Source organism: Oerskovia sp. NPDC056781 (genome assembly GCF_042789955.1).
GTDB lineage: Bacteria > Actinomycetota > Actinomycetes > Actinomycetales > Cellulomonadaceae > Oerskovia > Oerskovia rustica.
On the sequence record NZ_JBHUAD010000069.1, the window covers coordinates 1 to 17,462 of the forward strand.

At 72.3% G+C, this 17,462-nt stretch carries 17 protein-coding genes and 1 tRNA gene; 1 reads left to right on the top strand and 17 read right to left on the bottom strand.

Annotated elements, in window-relative coordinates:
* Positions 1–3: 3 nt before the first annotated feature.
* From ACFRCR_RS08390 to ACFRCR_RS08470, 17 genes are all read right to left on the bottom strand, one after another.
* Complete coding sequence (locus ACFRCR_RS08390) at positions 4–963, bottom strand: manganese catalase family protein (protein ID WP_377676699.1); 960 nt, start codon at positions 961–963, stop codon at positions 4–6.
* 117 nt (positions 964–1,080) lie between these two features.
* On the bottom strand, positions 1,081–1,668 hold the full coding sequence (locus ACFRCR_RS08395; protein ID WP_377676701.1) for a DUF3618 domain-containing protein: 588 nt from the start codon (positions 1,666–1,668) through the stop codon (positions 1,081–1,083).
* Positions 1,665–2,144, bottom strand: coding sequence for a phage holin family protein (locus ACFRCR_RS08400; protein ID WP_377676703.1), 480 nt, complete (start codon positions 2,142–2,144; stop codon positions 1,665–1,667). The genes ACFRCR_RS08395 and ACFRCR_RS08400 overlap by 4 nt, the downstream gene beginning before the upstream one ends.
* Entirely contained in the window at positions 2,128–2,904 is a 777-nt protein-coding gene (locus ACFRCR_RS08405; protein WP_377676705.1) for a hypothetical protein, read from the bottom strand. Before ACFRCR_RS08405 ends, ACFRCR_RS08400 begins: the two co-directional genes overlap by 17 nt.
* Before the next feature lie 253 nt (positions 2,905–3,157).
* Entirely contained in the window at positions 3,158–3,583 is a 426-nt protein-coding gene (locus ACFRCR_RS08410; RefSeq protein ID WP_377676706.1) for a CDGSH iron-sulfur domain-containing protein, read from the bottom strand.
* 220 nt (positions 3,584–3,803) lie between these two features.
* Entirely contained in the window at positions 3,804–4,670 is an 867-nt protein-coding gene (locus tag ACFRCR_RS08415) for a PAS and ANTAR domain-containing protein (RefSeq protein ID WP_377676708.1), read from the bottom strand.
* Positions 4,671–4,738: 68 nt separating this feature from the next.
* Positions 4,739–4,815 (bottom strand) — tRNA-Pro (locus ACFRCR_RS08420).
* A 401-nt stretch (positions 4,816–5,216) separates the two neighbouring features.
* On the bottom strand, positions 5,217–6,803 hold the full coding sequence (gene der / locus ACFRCR_RS08425; RefSeq protein ID WP_377676709.1) for a ribosome biogenesis GTPase Der: 1,587 nt from the start codon (positions 6,801–6,803) through the stop codon (positions 5,217–5,219).
* A 73-nt stretch (positions 6,804–6,876) separates the two neighbouring features.
* Positions 6,877–7,578, bottom strand: coding sequence for a lysophospholipid acyltransferase family protein (locus ACFRCR_RS08430; protein WP_377676711.1), 702 nt, complete (start codon positions 7,576–7,578; stop codon positions 6,877–6,879).
* The gene (locus tag ACFRCR_RS08435) at positions 7,575–8,372 is read right to left on the bottom strand and encodes a (d)CMP kinase (RefSeq protein ID WP_377676713.1); all 798 of its coding nucleotides are present in this window, start codon (positions 8,370–8,372) and stop codon (positions 7,575–7,577) included. The genes ACFRCR_RS08430 and ACFRCR_RS08435 overlap by 4 nt, the downstream gene beginning before the upstream one ends.
* Positions 8,369–8,731, bottom strand: coding sequence for a chorismate mutase (aroH, locus tag ACFRCR_RS08440; protein WP_377676715.1), 363 nt, complete (start codon positions 8,729–8,731; stop codon positions 8,369–8,371). The genes ACFRCR_RS08435 and aroH overlap by 4 nt, the downstream gene beginning before the upstream one ends.
* An 86-nt stretch (positions 8,732–8,817) precedes the next feature.
* Positions 8,818–9,780, bottom strand: coding sequence for a pseudouridine synthase (locus tag ACFRCR_RS08445; protein WP_377676717.1), 963 nt, complete (start codon positions 9,778–9,780; stop codon positions 8,818–8,820).
* Positions 9,777–10,544, bottom strand: coding sequence for an SMC-Scp complex subunit ScpB (gene scpB, locus ACFRCR_RS08450; RefSeq protein ID WP_377676719.1), 768 nt, complete (start codon positions 10,542–10,544; stop codon positions 9,777–9,779). The genes ACFRCR_RS08445 and scpB overlap by 4 nt, the downstream gene beginning before the upstream one ends.
* An 11-nt stretch (positions 10,545–10,555) precedes the next feature.
* Positions 10,556–11,764: a segregation and condensation protein A gene (locus tag ACFRCR_RS08455; protein WP_377676721.1), complete on the bottom strand. Its 1,209-nt coding sequence runs from the start codon at positions 11,762–11,764 to the stop codon at positions 10,556–10,558.
* Complete coding sequence (locus tag ACFRCR_RS08460; RefSeq protein ID WP_377676727.1) at positions 11,748–12,584, bottom strand: ParA family protein; 837 nt, start codon at positions 12,582–12,584, stop codon at positions 11,748–11,750. The genes ACFRCR_RS08455 and ACFRCR_RS08460 overlap by 17 nt, the downstream gene beginning before the upstream one ends.
* A gap of 200 nt (positions 12,585–12,784) precedes the next feature.
* Positions 12,785–13,810 carry a site-specific tyrosine recombinase XerD gene (xerD, locus tag ACFRCR_RS08465; protein WP_377676723.1) on the bottom strand — a complete coding sequence of 342 codons (1,026 nt, stop codon included), beginning with the start codon at positions 13,808–13,810 and terminating at the stop codon, positions 12,785–12,787.
* Positions 13,811–13,861: 51 nt separating this feature from the next.
* Complete coding sequence (locus tag ACFRCR_RS08470) at positions 13,862–14,860, bottom strand: heme o synthase (RefSeq protein WP_371415753.1); 999 nt, start codon at positions 14,858–14,860, stop codon at positions 13,862–13,864.
* Between the two features lie 414 nt (positions 14,861–15,274).
* On the opposite strand from ACFRCR_RS08470, the gene tkt reads away from it, so the two are divergent.
* Positions 15,275–17,437, top strand: coding sequence for a transketolase (gene tkt / locus ACFRCR_RS08475; RefSeq protein ID WP_377676725.1), 2,163 nt, complete (start codon positions 15,275–15,277; stop codon positions 17,435–17,437).
* Positions 17,438–17,462: the final 25 nt, after the last annotated feature.

Below are 17,462 nucleotides of genomic sequence, written 5' to 3' on the forward strand. Positions count from 1 at the left end.
GCGCTAGGCCTTGCCGGTCGGCGCGAACAGCGGGTCGGCGGCGTCGGCCATCTCGAGGTCCGCGGTCGCCTGGATGAGGGCGAGCAGGTCGGGGTCGAGGCCCGGGGAGAACTCCTCGTACCGCTCGGGGGCGATGGTCGAGGGGACGCCCGCGGGAGCCTGCTCGGTCGCGTCGAGCTCGGTCCCGTCGTTCGAGGGCGACATGCCCTGGAAGATGCGCCCGGCCTCCGAGGCCCCCTCGAGATCGAACGTGTACTGCTTGGACTGCAGCCCCAGGTCGACGAGCTTCTTGACCTCGGGGAACTTCTCCGCGTTCGTCTTGGGGATCGGCAAGACCTTGCCCCAGTCCACACCCAAGGTCTCCAACGCCTTGGCATACGCGTTCTCGTGCGCCTGGTCACGCACGATCAGGTACGAGATCGTCGAGCGCGCCGTCTTGTTGTCCGTCATCTCGTAGATCCGACACTTCTGCAGGCGCCCGGTCGACTCGAGCATCAAGTTGTAGAGCAGGTCCAGCACCAGGTTGCCCGAGTTGTACACATAGCTCCCGCTCCACGGGTTGCCCGCCGCGTCCACGGGCAGCGCCCCTTGGGCCGCGACCAGGTAGTGGTGGATGTTGCCCACACCCAGCGCCAGGTCCAGCGGCGTCTTGCCCCCCGCACCCGGGGTGTCCAGAGGATCGGTCTTCTTCCCGTTGTACCGCGGCGAACCATCCAGCAGGCGGGCGATGGTCGTCCCGATCAGCTCGACATGGCTGATCTCCTCGGTCCCGATCCCCTGCAGCAGATCCCGGTACGGCTTTCCCCCCGGCCCCCGGAAGTTGATGCTCTGGAACAGGTACTGCATCATCGTGCGCATCTCCCCGAACTGCCCTCCCAACCCCTCCTGAAGGGCGTTCGCCGCCGCAGGATCCGGCTCGTCCGCCACGATCTCGTTGATCAGTCGCTGCACATGCAGATACATCTCATGCCTCCTCGGTGAAACCGATGTGGTCCCCCACCGTGCGCCCCGCCGGGTCGACCGACCTTCTGGGGCGCACGGCGGAACTCAGCGCACCATGGGCGCGCTCGCTGTGGGGGTTCAGCTGTCGCGTGCGGTGGAGCGGACGTCGGACGCCGCGGCCTTGCCCTCCTCGACGAGGCCCTCGGCTGCGTCCTTCGCCGCGTCCTGGACGGCGTGGGCGCTGTCCTGTGCGGGCTCCTTCATGTTCTCCGCGAGGGAGCTGGCCGCTTCCTTGACGTCGTCCACGAGCGGTGCGGCGGCGTCCTGGACGCGGCTGGCCGCTCGTTGCTCGGTCTGGCTGGAGGGAAGCAGGCTCGCGACCACGAGCCCGACCCCGAACGCCACGAGGCCGACGGCCAGCGGGTTGCCCTCGGCCCGGTCGCGCACGGACGAGGCCGCGGACGACACGCCGTCCGAGGCCGATCCGACAGCCCCGCGGGCACTGTCGGCGGCCGAGGACGCAGCACCGGTGGTCGCGCGCACGGCCGTGTCAGAGGTGCCCATCACCTTGTCCTTGACGGAGGTGAACGAGTGTCGGACGCGGTCGGTCTGCCGGCGGGCGATGTGCGTGGGATTGACCTTGTCGCCGAGCGCGTCCACGTCGTTGCTCAGGTCGGTGCGGGTCTGCTCGATCTCGTTCCTGAGCTGTTCCGGGTCGGTGCTCATGAGTTCTTCTCCTCGTGTCCTTGCAGTGCATGGGGGATCTTCTTCACGGAGTCGACGGTCTCGGGAAGGCCGGTGACCTTCTTCATCTCGGACCGGCCGACGAGGGCGAGGACGGCAGCGACGACCGCCCACACGGCGGCGACGACCAGCGCGGACCATCCGTTGCCGATCTGGGTGCCCAGGGCCCACCACAACGCGACGGACAGGAAGAGCAGGACCATGTGGCCGGCAACTCCGGCCCCGGCGAGCATCCCGGCGCCCTTGCCGGCCCGCCGGGCCGACGCCGTGGCCTCGGCCTTGGCGAGCTCGACCTCTTGGCGCAGCAAGGTCGAGATGTCCCGCGTGACCTCGGCGAAGAGCTCGCCGACACTTGCCTGTCCACCCGCAGGAGGGGTGGTCGCATCGCGGTGTCGGGCGTCAGGACCGGGCACGCCGGGCGCTGGGGCCCAGGTCCCAGGGTCAGAGGCGTTCGACATCGGACTCACCATGCTTCGCGACAGGCTCGGATGCGGCGTAGGTCGGTGCAGATCCCGCTGGCCCGGTCAGGGGGCTCTCCTCGGACGCCCAGCCCGCGCTGTGGGCTCCGGTGAGGTCATCCGTCGGCGCCGCCGACCTGGCGGACGGCCAGGGGCCCGGGGTGTCCGTCGAGGGACCCTCGGTGTCCTCGGCCGGGGTCCGCTCAGACGGCGGGGCGTCCTTGATCCCTCGCGCGAGACGGCCGACCAGGATGCCGGCACCCGCGGCGAGGGCGATGAACAGGCCGGGGCGGCGGCGCGCGAAGTCCTTGACCTCGCGGACGACCGAGCCCGGGTCACGCTCGTCCAGCCAGGTCGCGACGCGATCGGTCGTCTGGGAGACCTGCTGGACGAGATCGGTGGCGTAGCCAGGATCCTGGCTGGTGCTTGCCATGCTCGAGAGCTCGGTGCTCAGCGCACGCAGGCCCTCGGCGGCACGCTTCTGCTGGGCCTGGGCCTGGGCGTCAAGCTCCGAACGGGCCTGGTCCGCGAGGCTCTTGACCTGCTTCGTCGCCGTGCCGGCCACGTCGGACGCCTTGTCCTTGGCATCGTGCGCGATGTCTCCGAGCGAGTGCGCGGCCTGGGACGCGGTGTCCTTCGCGCGGTCCTGCAGACCCGGGCTCGTCTCGTCCCGGGGTGTATCCGGTTCGAGGATGCTCTGGTCCGTGGTGGGAACGTTGACGCCAGATGGCGTCCGGGTGGGGAACTGGCTCTCGCTCATGGACTTCTCCCATGGGATCTCCTCGTCGACGGTTGCCGAGACAGATCTCGGCGCGAGTCGGGGAGGGGGTGAGTCTTGTCGGCCACCAACCACAGGCTGAACAGGTCTGGCGGCCCGGTGCGACGACAAGGCTCCCGGTGCGGCCACTTTCTTGACCTGTCCTGACCATAGGCTCGTCTGCGCCACTCGCCACTCGGGAGCACACGTGTCGAGATCTCGCGCAGGCTCAGGCGGCATGACGCGTGCTCGGGCTTCAGCGGCGACCGGGTCGTGACGAACGGCGCCGCGAGAGCGCCGACCGGTGGCAGGTGGTACCGGTTCCCGCTTCCTGAGACCCCGGCACCACCAGACGGGAGCCGCGGCTCCCGCGCACCTCACGCTCGCCCTGGTGAGCGTGACTCACCACCTGAACGACCGACCCGGTCGAGGCGGGTGGTGTGGCGACGGGCGCGGACCTGGGTCTCCTCGCCGCACCTGTAGGTCTCTCGAGCTCACGCCGGCCCCTGTCCTCGTCGTCGGAACGGAATCCGTTGAACGTGCGGGTTCTGTCGCAGAACGGCTTGATCACGGACGCTCCGCAGCAGCAGAGGGCCACCGTGCCACCTCTGGGCTCGATCGGGCTGCCGTACGCATCGACGATGGTGTGCCGGCCGCGGATCAGGAGGGGCCGTCGGGGCACAGCGTGATCAGCAGGCCGTCACCCTCAAGACCTGACTCATCGCGCTCGGTTGTCCTGCCCTCCTGGGGGCGTCAGGGTGGTGAGTCCCCGCAAGTGCGTGGGTTCGGATGCACCGCTCGAAGGGGGCGGCTGTCCGGTTCTCCACCTACCGGACGGACAGCGGCTCACCGGGCAGGGTCGGCTCGGGCGGCGTCTCCGGCACCGCACGCGCGAGCCGGACCTAGGCGGGGTTGCGCAGGAACTCGTCGACGGCGTGGCGGCGGTGCTCGTCCACGGGCAGGATCCGGCCCAGGGTCACCAGACGTTCTGCGAGGTCACGTACGGGAACGTTGTGCTGGTTGGAGGTACCGCGCAACAGCTGGAAGGCCTCGGCGATCGTCAGGCCGTGGGTGACGGTCAGGATGCCCTTGGCCTGCTCGATCGTCCCCCGGTGCGTCGCCGCGGCGCGGATGTGCTTGCCTGCCAGGTGCTCGGCGCGCTGAGCGACGGGCGCGGTGATGTCGACGAAGTACCCCATGAGCTCGAGCACCCCACCGGTGTCCGGGTCCAGTCTCCCCTGGCCGACCAGGGTCACGATCCGCTCGTGGCCGCGCGCGTCCATGATGCGGTGCACGCTGTGGAACGGTCCGCCCGAGACCTTCGCCGCCTCGAACACCTCGCGAAACCGTTCGCGATCGGCGGGGTGCTTGTGCGCCAGGACCAAGGCCGTGGTCGGCACGACCTCGTGCGGCTCGAACCCATGGATCCGGTAGGTCTCCTCCGACCACCACCATCGCCCGGTGGTCAGGTCGAACCGCCATTGCCCGGTGAGTCGAGCGGCAGTCCTGCCAAGGTGCTCGACAGGAGCTCTTGCTGAAACGTGTTCTTCGTTGGACATGCCGAACGGCTCCTCAGAGAAGGACTGGTGAGCCGGCTGCCTGACTCGGTCGCGCTCTTCGACCGTACGCGCGAACCACCCGCTTGCCCAGGGCAGAGCGGCTTCTGCGTGCCAAGTCCCCTTCCTCCCCCGTCCGTGGAAAAAGGCCGTCGTCGGCACCGTGCGGCACGGCTCGACCACGGTCGGAGCGGCGGCCGGCACCACGGTCACGCCAAGGGGCACAACGAGTAGAGGCCGTTCCCGATCTCTCGGAAACGGCCTCTGACCTGCGTAAACGCTGGTCGGGCTGACAGGATTTGAACCTGCGACCCCTTGACCCCCAGTCAAGTGCGCTACCAAGCTGCGCCACAGCCCGTGAGCCCCGGAGGGCTTCACCAGCCCTTCCGGGCCGAGAGAAACAATACCCCACTTTGGGCGTGGTCCGTGCATCGTCGCTGGTGAGTGGCACGGGTCACGCGCGTCCGGGCCGGTCTCGGGCCTCCCCCAGGCCCCGTCGAGGCCGCACCCAGCGCACGGCCAGCGCGTGGTCGGCCCACCGCCAGGTCCTGCCCAGCCCCTCGCCCACGCGCCGCCAAGCAGTCCGGCGGCCGCAGGCGCTGCCCTGCGCACCTCCCCCGGGGCCCAGCGCTCCCCCAGCGGGCCCCAGAAACGCCCAGGAGGGCCGCACGCGCCTTCCGGCACGCACGGCCCTCCCGTGGGTCTCTCGACGACTCACACGCCCCCGCTGGAGCCCCGTGGGGCCCGGCAGGAGGCGCGTCAGCGCTTGCGCTTCTCGCGCACGCGCACCGAGATCTCGATGGGCGTGCCCTCGAAGCCGAAGGTCTCGCGCAGGCGACGCTCGATGAAGCGGCGGTAGCCGGCCTCGAGGAAGCCGGTCGCGAAGATCACGAAGCGCGGCGGGCGCGTGGACGCCTGGGTCGCGAACAGGATGCGGGGCTGCTTGCCGCCGCGCAGCGGGTGCGGGTGGGCCGCGACGAGCTCGCCCAGGAACGCGTTCAGGCGTCCGGTGGGGATGCGCTTGTCCCAGGACTCGAGCGAGCGCTCGAGAGCGGGCACGAGGCGGTCGGTGTGCCAGCCGGTGCGGGCCGAGACGTTGACGCGCGGCGCCCACTGGATCTGGACGAGGTCCTTCTCGATCTCGCGCTCCAGGAAGGGGCGGCGGTCCTCGTCCATGAGGTCCCACTTGTTGTAGGCGATGACGAGGGCGCGCCCGGCGTCGACGACCTGGGAGATGACGCGCGTGTCCTGCTCGGTGAGCGGGACGGACGCGTCGACGAGCACGACGGCGACCTCGGCCTTCTCGATCGCGGCCTGGGTGCGCAGCGAGGCGTAGAAGTCGGCGCCCTTGGTCTGGTGGACGCGGCGGCGGATGCCGGCGGTGTCGACGAACCACCACGGGATGCCCTTGAGGAGCACGAGCTCGTCGACGGGGTCGCGCGTGGTACCGGCGACGGAGTCGACGACGACGCGGTCGGCGCCCGCGACCTTGTTCAGGAGCGAGGACTTGCCGACGTTGGGGCGGCCGACGAGAGCGACGCGGCGCGGGCCGGACGGCAGGACGACCGCGTGCTCGGAGACGAGGGGCAGCGCCTCCATGGCGGCGTCGAGCAGGTCGCCCGTGCCGCGGCCGTGGAGGGCGGAGACGGGGTGCGGCTCGCCGAGGCCCAGGCTCCAGAGCTCGGTCGCGTCGGCCTCGCCGCGCGCGCCGTCGACCTTGTTGGCGCACAGCACGACGGGCTTGCCGGACTTGCGGAGCAGCTTCACGACGCGCTCGTCGGTGGCCGTGGGGCCCACGGTCGCGTCGACGACGAACACGACGGCGTCCGAGAGCGCGATGGCGACCTCGGCCTGCTCGGCGACGCGCGCCTCGATGCCGGCGACGTCGACCTCCCAGCCGCCCGTGTCGACGAGCGTGAACTGGCGTCCGGCCCACTCGGCCGGGTAGGAGACACGGTCGCGCGTGACGCCGGGCTTGTCCTCGGTCACGGCCTCGCGACGGCCGAGGATGCGGTTGACGAGCGTCGACTTGCCCACGTTGGGGCGGCCGACGATCGCGAGGACGGGCAGAGGGGCCTCAGGTTCGAGGTTCCCCTCGTCGTCGTAGTCGCCGGACAGGAGCGCCATGTCCTCGTCGGCGAGCTCGTAGTCCTCGAGGCCGGCGCGCAGGGCGCGCTCGCGGCTCTCGTCGTCCTGCTCGTCCCCCTCGGCGGCGAGCAGTGGTTCGATGGTGTCCTCGGGCTGCCCGACGACGTCGCTCGCCTGGTCGATCGTCTCACCGGGGGTCTGCGACACCTCGTCGAGGGATGCCTGGGCATCGGGCTGTGCGTGGTCGGGTGTGGTCATGGCGACCATTCTCCCAGCAACCGGGCAGTTCTCCGAACGAGGACCGTACGCGACACGCCCGGAGTGCACGACGTCACTGCGCGGGGCGCCCTCCGGGCACGAGGCGCTCGGGTCCGTCGACCGGCAGCGCGATGCCCGAGCGGTCCACGGCGCCGGTCACGAGCGTCGCGAGCGCGGCCCGGATCTGCTCGTTGGCGGCGTCGAGCGCGGCCTTGCCACGCACGCCGTCGGCCCTCTCGACGACGACCGGCGCACCGAACTCGACGTACAGGCGGCGACGGAACCCGGGGACGCGGTTGACGCCGTCGCCGGTGCGGCGCGTGCCGAGGACCGCGACGGGGACCACGGGCGCGTGGCCGTTGAGCGCGAGCCAGGCCACGCCGGCGCGCGCGGACGTGGCGTCGCCGCGCCCGCGGTTGCCCTCGGGGAACACGCCCACCCCACCGTCGCGCCGCAGGACCGCGAGCGCCGTCACGAGGGCCGACCGTCCGCCGCGGCGGTCGACGGGGATCTGCCCTGCCGCGCGCAGGATCCACCCGATCGGCCCGACGAACATCTCCTCCTTGACGAGGACGTGCAGGGGCCGGGGTGCGACGCCCAGCACGAGGGGTCCGTCGACGAGGCCCGTGTGGTTGGCGGCCAGCAGGACGGGTCCGGTGGCGGGGACGTGCTCGGCCCCGACCACGCGGGTGTCCCAGATCACGCGCGCGAGGAAGCGCTCCACCCACCGGGACCAGGCGGGCCCGGCGGGAGAGGGGACGTGCGGGGTGCTCACCGAGCGGTCCCCTCGCCCCCCGCGGCGGTGGTGGCCGTGGCCTGCGCGACGACGTCGAGCACGGCCTGGATGGTCTGCTCGAAGTCGAGGTCGGACGAGTCGACCGTCACGACGCCGTCGGCCGCGACGTGGAACTGCGAGACGGTCGAGTCGTCGCGATCGCGGCGCAGCACCTGGTCCTTGGTGGCCTCGACCGCGGCCGCGTCGGCAGCGCCGTGCACCTCGAGCGATCGGCGGGCAAGGCGTGCCTCCTCGCTCGCGGTGAGCAGGATGCGCACGTCGGCGTCGGGCGCGACGACGGTGGTGATGTCGCGTCCCTCGGCGACGATGCCGCGACCGCCGGAGAACGACGGGCCAGCGCTCTCCGAGGACGCCGAGGACGTCGACGCCACCGCCGCCGACTCTGCCGCGATGATGACGCGCTGCAGGCGCCGCAGCTCGGCGCGCACCGCGAGGTTGGTGGCGACCACGCTCACGGCCGTGGAGATCTCGGTGGTCCGGATCGCCTCACCGACGTCGGTGCCGTCGACGTGCACGGTCGGCGCGGCCGGGTCGATGCCCATGACGAGCGGCATGACGTCCACGGCCGCGGCGACCGCGGCCTGGTCGGCGAGGTCGACGCCCTCCTCGAGGCACCACCAGGTCGCAGCGCGGTACATCGCGCCCGTGTCCAGGTAGGCGGTGCCGAGGCGCCGAGCCACGGCCCGCGACACGCTCGACTTGCCGGACCCGGACGGCCCGTCGATCGCGACGACGATCCCGCGCCCGTCGGCACGGGTCCCGTCCGCGCTCACTGGGCCAGGTCCTTGCGCAGCGACGTCGCCCCGTGCAGGTACACGTGCTGGACGTCGGCCCGCGGCACGTCGATCTCGGCGTGCGCCATGAGTCGCACCACCCGGGGCAGCGCCCCGGGCACGCCGATCTCGACCGCGCACATGAGGGGCACGTCGCCGAGCCCCATCTCGCGGGCCGCGGCGGCCGGGAAGTCCGCCACGAGGTCGGGCGTGCAGGTGAAGAAGATCGAGATGAGCGACGCGGTGTCGATCTCGTTGGCGTCGAGGACGGCCTGGACGAGCTCGCGCGTGCGGTCGAAGAGGTGCTCGCGCTCGTCGACGTCGAGCTGCGTGGCGCCCCGGATGGCCCGGACGGGCATGGGAGGTACTCCTTCGTACGGAGGATGGGATCGTACCGGCCGTCGCCCCGGGGTCGCGCGGACGCGCCTCCCGGGGCGGGGCTCGGCTAGAGCCCGACCTCGCTCATGAGGGTGCCGAGCTCGGTGCGGCCCAGGACGCGGGTCGCGCCAGGGCGCAGGTTGCCCAGGTGGATCGACCCGATGCGGGTGCGCACGAGCCGGGTCACGGGGTGGCCGATCTCCTCGAACATGCGGCGCACGATGCGGTGGCGGCCCTCGTGGAGCACGACCTCGACCATGCTGGCCTGCGGGGTCGTGTCGACCACGCGGTAGCGGTCGACCTTGGCCGGGCCGTCCTCGAGCTCGATGCCGTGGAGCAGCTTGTTCGCGACGTTGCCCGCGACGCGGCCCTCGACCGACACGAGGTAGGTCTTGGAGACCTCGTACTTGGGGTGCGAGAGCCGGTTGGCGAGCTCGCCGTCGTTCGTCAGGAGCAGCAGGCCCTCGCTGTCGGCATCGAGGCGCCCGACGTGGAAGAGGCGCTCGGGGCGCGTCGCGACGAACTGCGTGAGCGCGGGGCGCCCCTCGGGGTCGTGCATCGTGGAGACGACGCCGAGCGGCTTGTTGAGCGCGATCGTCACGAGCGACTGGTCGAGCTGGACGCGCATGCCGTCGACGTGGATCACGGCCTTCTCGGGGTCGACGCGGACGCCGAGCTCGCGCACCACGACGCCGTCGACCTCGACGCGGCCCGCCGCGATGAGGTCCTCGCACGCGCGACGCGAGCCCAGGCCTGCGGTCGCGAGGACCTTCTGGAGGCGCACGCCGTCGGCGACGTGCACGTCGCGCTGCGGGCCCTTGGGGGCGGCGGGGCGACGCGGCGGCTTGCTCTTGCCCGCCTGCGGGTCGCCCGCCCACCCGCGCCCCGCTCCCGAGCGGGGGGCCGAGGAGCGCTGACCTGCCGGCCGGCCACCGCCTGAGCGACCACTGCCCGGTCGACCGGTGCCCGAGGAGTTCTCGGACCGCTGTCCTCGGGCGGCCGGTCGGCCACCCTCGCGTGCGCTGCTCATGATGTTCCTTCGTCGTTCGTGCTGGGTCGAGCGCCTGTGGGCAGGACCGGCGAACGCGGCTGTGCGCGGTCGCTCCCACCCCCGGACGCTCCGAGTGTGCTGTCGGCGGCGTCGAAGATCGAGTCGACGTCCGGCAGGTGCGGCGCGAGGGCGGGGAGCTCGTCGAGCGACGAGAAGCCCATGCGCTCCAAGAAGTATCCCGTGGTTCCGTACAGGACCGCACCCGTCGAGGGATCCTGGCCGACCTCCGCGACGAGCCCGCGGGTCGTCAGCGTCCGTACGACGCCGTCCACGTTCACGCCGCGCACGGCCGAGATCTGGCCGCGCGTGACCGGTTGACGGTACGCGACGACCGCGAGGGTCTCCAAAGCGGCCTGCGTCAGGCGCGCGCTCTGGCCCTCCAGGAGGAAGCGCCCGACGACGTCCGCGAACACCGGCGCCGAGTACACGCGCCACCCGCCGCCCGCCTGGCGCAGCTCGAAACCGCGGGGGCGCCCGCCCAGGTCGCCGCGGTACTCGGCCGACAGCTCGCCCAGCAGGTCCTCGACCTCGCGCCGGGGCAGGCCGAGCGCGGTCGCGAGCTGGACCGCGGGGATGGGCTCGTCGGCGACCATGAGGACCGCCTCGAGCGCGGCGAGCGCCCCGCCGGGGAGGTGCTCGGCGCTGAACGTGGGCAGGGGGTCGTTCTCGGTCGCCCGACCCGCGCCGGCTCGCGTGTCGGCGGTCTCCGCGGGGTCGGCGCCGTCCGCCGTGTCCTGGGTCATGCTCTCCTCGTTCATGGGTCCGTCCGTGTCGTGGGGCGCGCGTCCGTGGCACGGGCGACGGTCCCGGTGGTGCCGGTGCCGTCGGTCTCGACGCCCATCACCGTGTCGGGGGCGGCACCTGGGTCGTCGGAGTCGGCGCCGTCGTCGGCGCCGTCCTCGACGTCGAACTCCCCGCCCACGGCGGCGAGCGCACCCCCGTCCTCGTCGTCGGCGCCGTCGCTGCCCGTCCAGCGGACCGTGAGCTCGCCGAGCGCCTCGACCTGCTCGAACGCGACGAGCCCCTCGCGGAACAGCTCGAGCAGCGCGAGGAAGCGCGCGACGACCACGAGCGTCTCGCCCGCGTCCGCGACGAGCACGCGGAACGAGGCCGCGCCCTCGCGCCGCAGCAGCCCGACGACGATGCCCGCCTGCTCGCGCACGCTCACCGCGGGTGCGTGCAGGTGGGTCAGGGACACCCCGGGCGGTGGCGCCTTGGGCTCCATGGCCTTGGCCGCGAGCGCCGCCAGCTGGTCCGGGCCGAGCTTCCACACGAGCTCGGGCAGCAGGGCCGCGAGGTGCGGCTCGAGCTGGACGATGCGCGGGAAGCGGCGCCCCTCGGTCGCGAGCCGGTCCGCGATGACCGCCGAGACCTGCTTGTAGGCGCGGTACTGCAGGAGCCGGGCGAACAGGAGGTCGCGGGCCTCGAGGAGCTCGAGGTCCTCGGCGCTCTCGACGTCTCCCGTGGGCAGCAGGCGGGCGGCCTTGAGGTCGAGCAGGGTCGCGGCCACGAGCAGGAACTCGCTCGCGGTGCCCAGGTCCCAGCCGGGGTGCCCGCCCCGCCCCGGACGGGGGCGACGGGACCTGGCGACGGGCGTGCCGCCGTCGGGCGCCGTGCCCCCTGGCGGGACCTGGTCGGCCTCGGCGCGCGCGGCCTCCTCGGCCTCGCGCGCGAGGCGCTCGGCCGTGCGGATGTACGCGATGAACTCGTCGGTGACCTGGGCGAGAGCGATCTCGGTGATGTCGAGCTTGTGCTTCGCGATGAGCGAGAGCAGGAGGTCGAACGGGCCCGAGAAGTTCTCGAGGTGCACCTCGAACGCGGGGTTGCCGTTCCGGTCGGTCGCGGGGGCCCCGGGAGGTGTCGCCGCGGCGTCGTGCGCGTCGGTCGACGGTGGGGCGGGCTGCTGGTCCTGCGGTGCGGCGGCCCGGGTGGCCGCCGGTGCGGTGTCAGGCAGCGTCGCCACGGGCGACCAGCTCGCGGGCGAGCTGACGGTAGGCCACCGCACCCGGGTGGGACGGCGCGTAGACCGTGATGGGCTCGGCCGCGACCGACGCGTCGGGGAACTTCACGGTCCGCCCGATCACGGTGTGCAGGAGCTTGTCGCCGAAGGCCTCGTGCACGCGGGCCACGACCTCGCGCGAGTGCAGCGTGCGCGAGTCGAACATGGTCGCGAGGATCCCGTCGACCTCGAGGCGCGGGTTGAGGCGGTCGCGGACCTTCTCGATGGTCTCGACGAGCAGCGCGACGCCGCGCAGCGCGAAGAACTCGCACTCGAGCGGGATGAGGACCCCGTGCGCCGCGGTGAGCGCGTTGACGGTCAGCAGGCCCAGGGAGGGCTGGCAGTCGACGAGGATCACGTCGTACTCGTCCTGCACGGGGCGCAGGACCCTGGCGAGGACCGACTCGCGCGCGACCTCGCCCACGAGCTGGACCTCGGCCGCGGACAGGTCGATGTTCGCCGGGAGCACGTCGAGCCCCTCGACGGCCGTGGGGACGATGACCTCACGGATGTCCGCACCGCGTTCCATCAGCAGGTTGTAGACCGTGCGGTCGAGCTCGTGCGGGTTGACGCCCAGGCCCACCGACGCGGCCCCCTGCGGGTCGAAGTCGACGAGCAGGACCTTGCGCCCGTACTCGGCCAGCGTGGCTCCCAGGTTGATGGTCGTGGTCGTCTTGCCGACCCCGCCCTTCTGGTTGCACATCGCGATGATGCGCCCCGGCCCGTGCGTGGCGAGCTGCGCCGGCACGGGGAAGTCGGGGATCTCGCGGCCGACCGGATCGATCCGGGGGGCGTTGTCGGGTGCGACGGACGCACCACCGTCGGCGGCGCCCGCGGCCGTGGCGACGCGTGCGTCGTACGGTCCGGCGGCGTCCTGGATCTCGCTCGGGGCCTGGCTGCTCACGTCCGCCACGGTACCCCAGGGGCTCGCGCCGGACGCGTGCACGCGCCGGAGTGGCGCGAACCCGCGCGACGCGCCGAGGGTCAGCCCAGCGCCCGCGGGTGGGCGGACGCGTAGACCTCGCGCAGCGTCTCGCGCGTCACGAGCGTGTAGATCTGCGTCGTGGTGACCGACGCGTGCCCCAGGAGCTCCTGGACGACGCGCACGTCGGCACCGCCCGCGAGCAGGTGCGTCGCGAACGAGTGGCGCAGCGTGTGGGGCGAGATCCGCTCGGGGTGGTCGAGGCCCGCACGCTCGGCCGCGGTGCGCAGGACCGCCCACGCGCTCTGGCGGCTCAGGCGCGCGCCGCGCGTGTTGAGGAACACCGCGGGCGTCCCGCGTCCGGTCGCGGACAGCGCCGGGCGCCCCCGCACGAGGTACGCGTCGAGGGCACGCACCGCGAACGACCCCACGGGCACGACGCGCTCCTTGGCGCCCTTGCCGAACAGCCGCACGGCCCCCGAGCCCAGGTCCAGGTCGTCGACGTCGAGGCTCACGGCCTCCGAGATGCGGGCCCCCGTGGAGTAGACGAGCTCGAGCAGCGCGCGGTCCCGCAGCGGTCCCGGCCCCTCCCCCACGCCGGCGGCCTCGAGGATGGCCTCGACCTCCTCGGTCGAGATGGCCTTGGGCAGCCGCTTGCCCTGCGCGGGCGGGCGCACCTCGGCCGAGGGGTCGGAGCCGGTGTGCCCCTCGAGCGCGCAGAAGCGGTGCCAGCCGCGCACCGCGGCCACCGACCGGGCCGTCGACGACGGCGAGAGGAGCGCGGCGCCGTCGGCTCCCGTGCGGACCGTGGTGACGTACTCCGCGACGTCGGCCGGTGTCACGTCGGCGGGCTCCGCGCGGCCCAGGGACGCGAGGTAGGCGGCGTACCGGGCGAGGTCGCGCCGGTAGGCCGCGACCGTGTTCTGGGACAGCCCGCGCTCGACCGTCAGGTGCGCGAGGTACTCGCGCACGGCGCGGTCGAGCGCCGCGGGCAGGGGCGCGGGCGCTTGGTTCTCCGGGGCTGCGGTCCCGGACGTGCCGTCAGGCCCGACGGCGAGCGCGGGCTCCCCCGCAGCGGCACGCGTCATCGCGCACCGGCTGCTCGTCGCACGATCATCCCGTGGGTCCCGGGCCGGCCGTCAGAAGGGGAGGAACACGTCGACCGCGACCGCGACGAACAGGAGGGTCAGGTACGTGATCGAGGCGTGGAAGACCTTCATGGCCCCGAGCTTGCCCTTGGTCGGGTCGTTGGCCCGGCGCAGCATCATGACGCACAGCGCCAGGAACCAGGCACCGAGGCCGATCGCGACCACGCCGTAGACCCAGGTCATGGGCGCGAGCCACCACAGGGCGAGCGACGAGGCGATCATCGCGACCGTGTAGCCGATCATCTCGCGGGCGACCTTGCGGTTGTCGGCGACCACCGGGAGCATCGGGACGCCCGCGTTCGCGTAGTCCTTCTTGAACTTGATCGACAACGGCCAGTAGTGCGGCGGCGTCCAGAAGAAGATCACGAGGAACAGCGCGACCGCGGACCAGCTCAGCGAGCCCGTGACCGCGGACCAGCCGATGAAGACCGGCATGCAGCCCGCGATGCCGCCCCACACGATGTTCTGCGGCGTGCGGCGCTTGAGGATCATCGTGTAGCCCACGACGTAGATCGCGATGGCCGCGAACGTGAGCCAGGCAGAGGGCGCGTTGACGAGCAGCGCGAACCACAGGAGCGCGACCACGCCCAGCGCCGTCGCGAAGACCAGCGCGGCGCGCGGCGAGATCTCGCCCGTGACGAGCGGACGCCGCTTGGTGCGGTTCATGAGCTCGTCGATGTCGCGGTCGATGTAGCAGTTGAAGACGTTCGCCGACGCCGCGGCGAGCGTGCCGCCGACGAGCGTCTTGACGACCAGCCAGAAGTCCGGGAAACCGCCCTGGGCGAGGATCATGGTGGGCAGCGTCGTCACGAGCAGGAGCTCGATGATGCGCGGCTTCGTCAGGGCGATGTACGCGCCGATCGTGCTGCGGATCCCCGCGACGGCGTTGCCGTCCGCGGCGACCCGGGGCTGTCCGGCGACCTGCGCGGTCGCGGCAGGACGAGACGGAAGACCCGTCTCGTCGATCGGTGCCTGGCTCGTGGTGTGCACGCGCTTCGGGGTTCCGTTCTGGCGAGGAAAGCTGGGGGGCGTCGTCCGGCAGTCGGTGCGTGTCGGCTCCGACCCGCTGGACATCCGTCCTATGTTACGTCGACCCCTCCGTCACCGCCGCCCTCCGGCTCGTACAAAAGTGTGAGATCCGACCGAAATCCACGTGGTGGGCGGGGCAGGGCGCCGTCCGGGGGTCCACGTATAGGCTGGGTGGAGCAACCGACGGCCTGGTGCCCCGGTGGGCACCCCGAGGGCTCCGACCCCTGGCACCCACCGTCGCGACCGGCCGGTCGCCTGCCCGGCCCCCCGCTCCGCCTGTGAGCGACCGGGTGCGTGCGACGGAATAGTTCATCGGTTGATCTTTGTTGTTCCGACGATGATCCGGGGCCAGGCTCCGGACGGGAAAGAGGTCCGGTGAACGCGTTCGTTCCTGCCAACCAGCCCCTCGAGTGGTCCCCCCTGGACGACCAGGCTGTCAAGACCATCAAGGCCCTCGCGGCGGACGCCGTCGAGAAGGTCGGCAACGGCCACCCGGGGACCGCGATCTCCCTCGCCCCCGCCGCGTACCTGCTCTTCCAGAAGGTCATGCGCCACGACCCTGCCGACTCGCACTGGGTCGGCCGCGACCGGTTCGTGCTCTCCGCGGGCCACTCCTCGCTCACGATCTACCTCCAGCTCTTCCTCGCCGGCTACGGCCTGGAGATCGAGGACATCGAGGCGCTGCGCACGTGGGGCTCCAAGACCCCGGGGCACCCCGAGTACAAGCACACCAACGGTGTCGAGATCACCACGGGACCCCTCGGCCAGGGCCTCGCGTCCTCGGTCGGCATGGCCATGGCGGCCCGCCGCGAGCGCGGCCTGCTCGACCCGTCGACCGCGCCCGGCGAGAGCCCGTTCGACCACCACGTCTACGTCATCGCCTCGGACGGCGACCTGCAGGAGGGCGTGACCTCCGAGGCCTCCTCGATCGCGGGCCACCAGCAGCTCGGCAACCTCATCGTGATCTGGGACGACAACAAGATCTCGATCGAGGACGACACCGACATCGCGTTCACCGAGGACGTCCTCGCGCGCTACGAGGCCTACGGCTGGCACACCCAGAAGGTCGACTGGACCCAGGGCGGCACGGGCTACGCCGAGAACGTCGACGAGCTCGCCGCGGCCGTGGCCGCCGCGCAGGCCGAGACCGGCAAGCCCTCGATCATCGCGCTGCGCACGATCATCGGCTGGCCCTCGCCCACCAAGCAGAACACCGGCGGGATCCACGGCTCGGCCATGGGCGCCGACGAGATCCGCGGCCTCAAGATCGAGCTCGGCCTCGACCCCGACAAGACGTTCGACGTGCCCGCCGAGGTCCTGGCCTACACGCGCGCCGTGGGCGATCGCGGCGCCGAGCTGCGCGAGCGCTGGGACACCGCGTTCGAGGCCTGGAAGGTCGCCAACCCTGCGGGGCACGCGCTCCTGCAGCGCCTCGAGGCCCGAGAGCTGCCGGCCGGCTGGACCGAGTCCCTGCCGACGTTCGAGGCCGGCAAGGACGTCGCGACGCGCGCGGCCTCGGGCAAGGTCCTCTCGGCCCTGGCCGACACGCTGCCCGAGCTCTGGGGCGGCTCGGCCGACCTCGCCGGCTCGAACAACACGACCATGGACGGCGAGCCCTCGTTCGTGCCCGCCGAGCACGCGACCAAGAAGTTCCCCGGTCACGAGTACGGCCGCACGCTGCACTTCGGCATCCGTGAGCACGCCATGGGCTCGATCCTCAACGGCATCGTCCTGCACGGCGGGACCCGCGCCTACGGTGGGACGTTCCTCACGTTCTCCGACTACATGCGCCCCGCGGTCCGCCTCGCGGCCCTCATGGAGATCCCGTCGACCTTCGTCTGGACGCACGACTCGATCGGCCTGGGCGAGGACGGCCCCACGCACCAGCCCATCGAGCACTTCGCCGCGCTGCGCGCCATCCCCGGCCTCGACGTCGTCCGCCCCGCGGACGCCAACGAGACCGCGTGGGCCTGGCGCACGATCCTCGAGCACACCGACCGCCCGGCCGGCCTCATCCTGACCCGCCAGAACGTCCCCACGTTCCCCCGCGGCACGGACGGCTTCGCCGACGCCTCGGGCACCGCGAAGGGCGGCTACGTGCTGCTCGACACCGAGGGCACGCCCGACGTGATCCTCATCGGCACGGGCTCCGAGGTCCAGCTCGCGGTCGAGGCACGCGAGCAGCTCGCGGCCGAGGGCATCGCGGCGCGCGTCGTCTCGCTGCCGAGCCGCGAGTGGTTCGACGCGCAGGGCCCCGAGTACCGCGAGAGCGTGCTCCCGGCCGCCGTCAAGGCCCGCGTCTCGGTCGAGGCGGGCATCGCCCAGGGCTGGCGCGACCTGGTCGGCGACGCCGGCCGCTCCGTGAGCCTCGAGCACTACGGCGCGTCCGCGGACTACAAGATCCTCTACCGCGAGTTCGGGATCACGTCCGAGGCCGTCGCGGCCGCCGCGAAGGAGTCGATCGAGTCCGCCCGCACCGGCGCGGCTCCCGGCGGTGTGGCGATCCCCTCGGTCGGTGGCACTGGCGACCAGCTCTGACCATCCGTAGCTGTCTCTTATACAC

Bases quoted from the DNA above. Each gene is read 5' to 3' on its own strand.
- ACFRCR_RS08390 (WP_377676699.1), bottom strand. From the start codon at position 963: ATGTATCTGCATGTGCAGCGACTGATCAACGAGATCGTGGCGGACGAG.
- ACFRCR_RS08395 (WP_377676701.1), bottom strand. From the start codon at position 1,668: ATGAGCACCGACCCGGAACAGCTCAGGAACGAGATCGAGCAGACCCGC.
- ACFRCR_RS08400 (WP_377676703.1), bottom strand. From the start codon at position 2,144: ATGTCGAACGCCTCTGACCCTGGGACCTGGGCCCCAGCGCCCGGCGTG.
- ACFRCR_RS08405 (WP_377676705.1), bottom strand. From the start codon at position 2,904: ATGAGCGAGAGCCAGTTCCCCACCCGGACGCCATCTGGCGTCAACGTT.
- der (WP_377676709.1), bottom strand. From the start codon at position 6,803: ATGACCACACCCGACCACGCACAGCCCGATGCCCAGGCATCCCTCGAC.
- aroH (WP_377676715.1), bottom strand. From the start codon at position 8,731: ATGCCCGTCCGGGCCATCCGGGGCGCCACGCAGCTCGACGTCGACGAG.
- ACFRCR_RS08445 (WP_377676717.1), bottom strand. From the start codon at position 9,780: ATGAGCAGCGCACGCGAGGGTGGCCGACCGGCCGCCCGAGGACAGCGG.
- scpB (WP_377676719.1), bottom strand. From the start codon at position 10,544: ATGACCCAGGACACGGCGGACGGCGCCGACCCCGCGGAGACCGCCGAC.
- xerD (WP_377676723.1), bottom strand. From the start codon at position 13,810: ATGACGCGTGCCGCTGCGGGGGAGCCCGCGCTCGCCGTCGGGCCTGAC.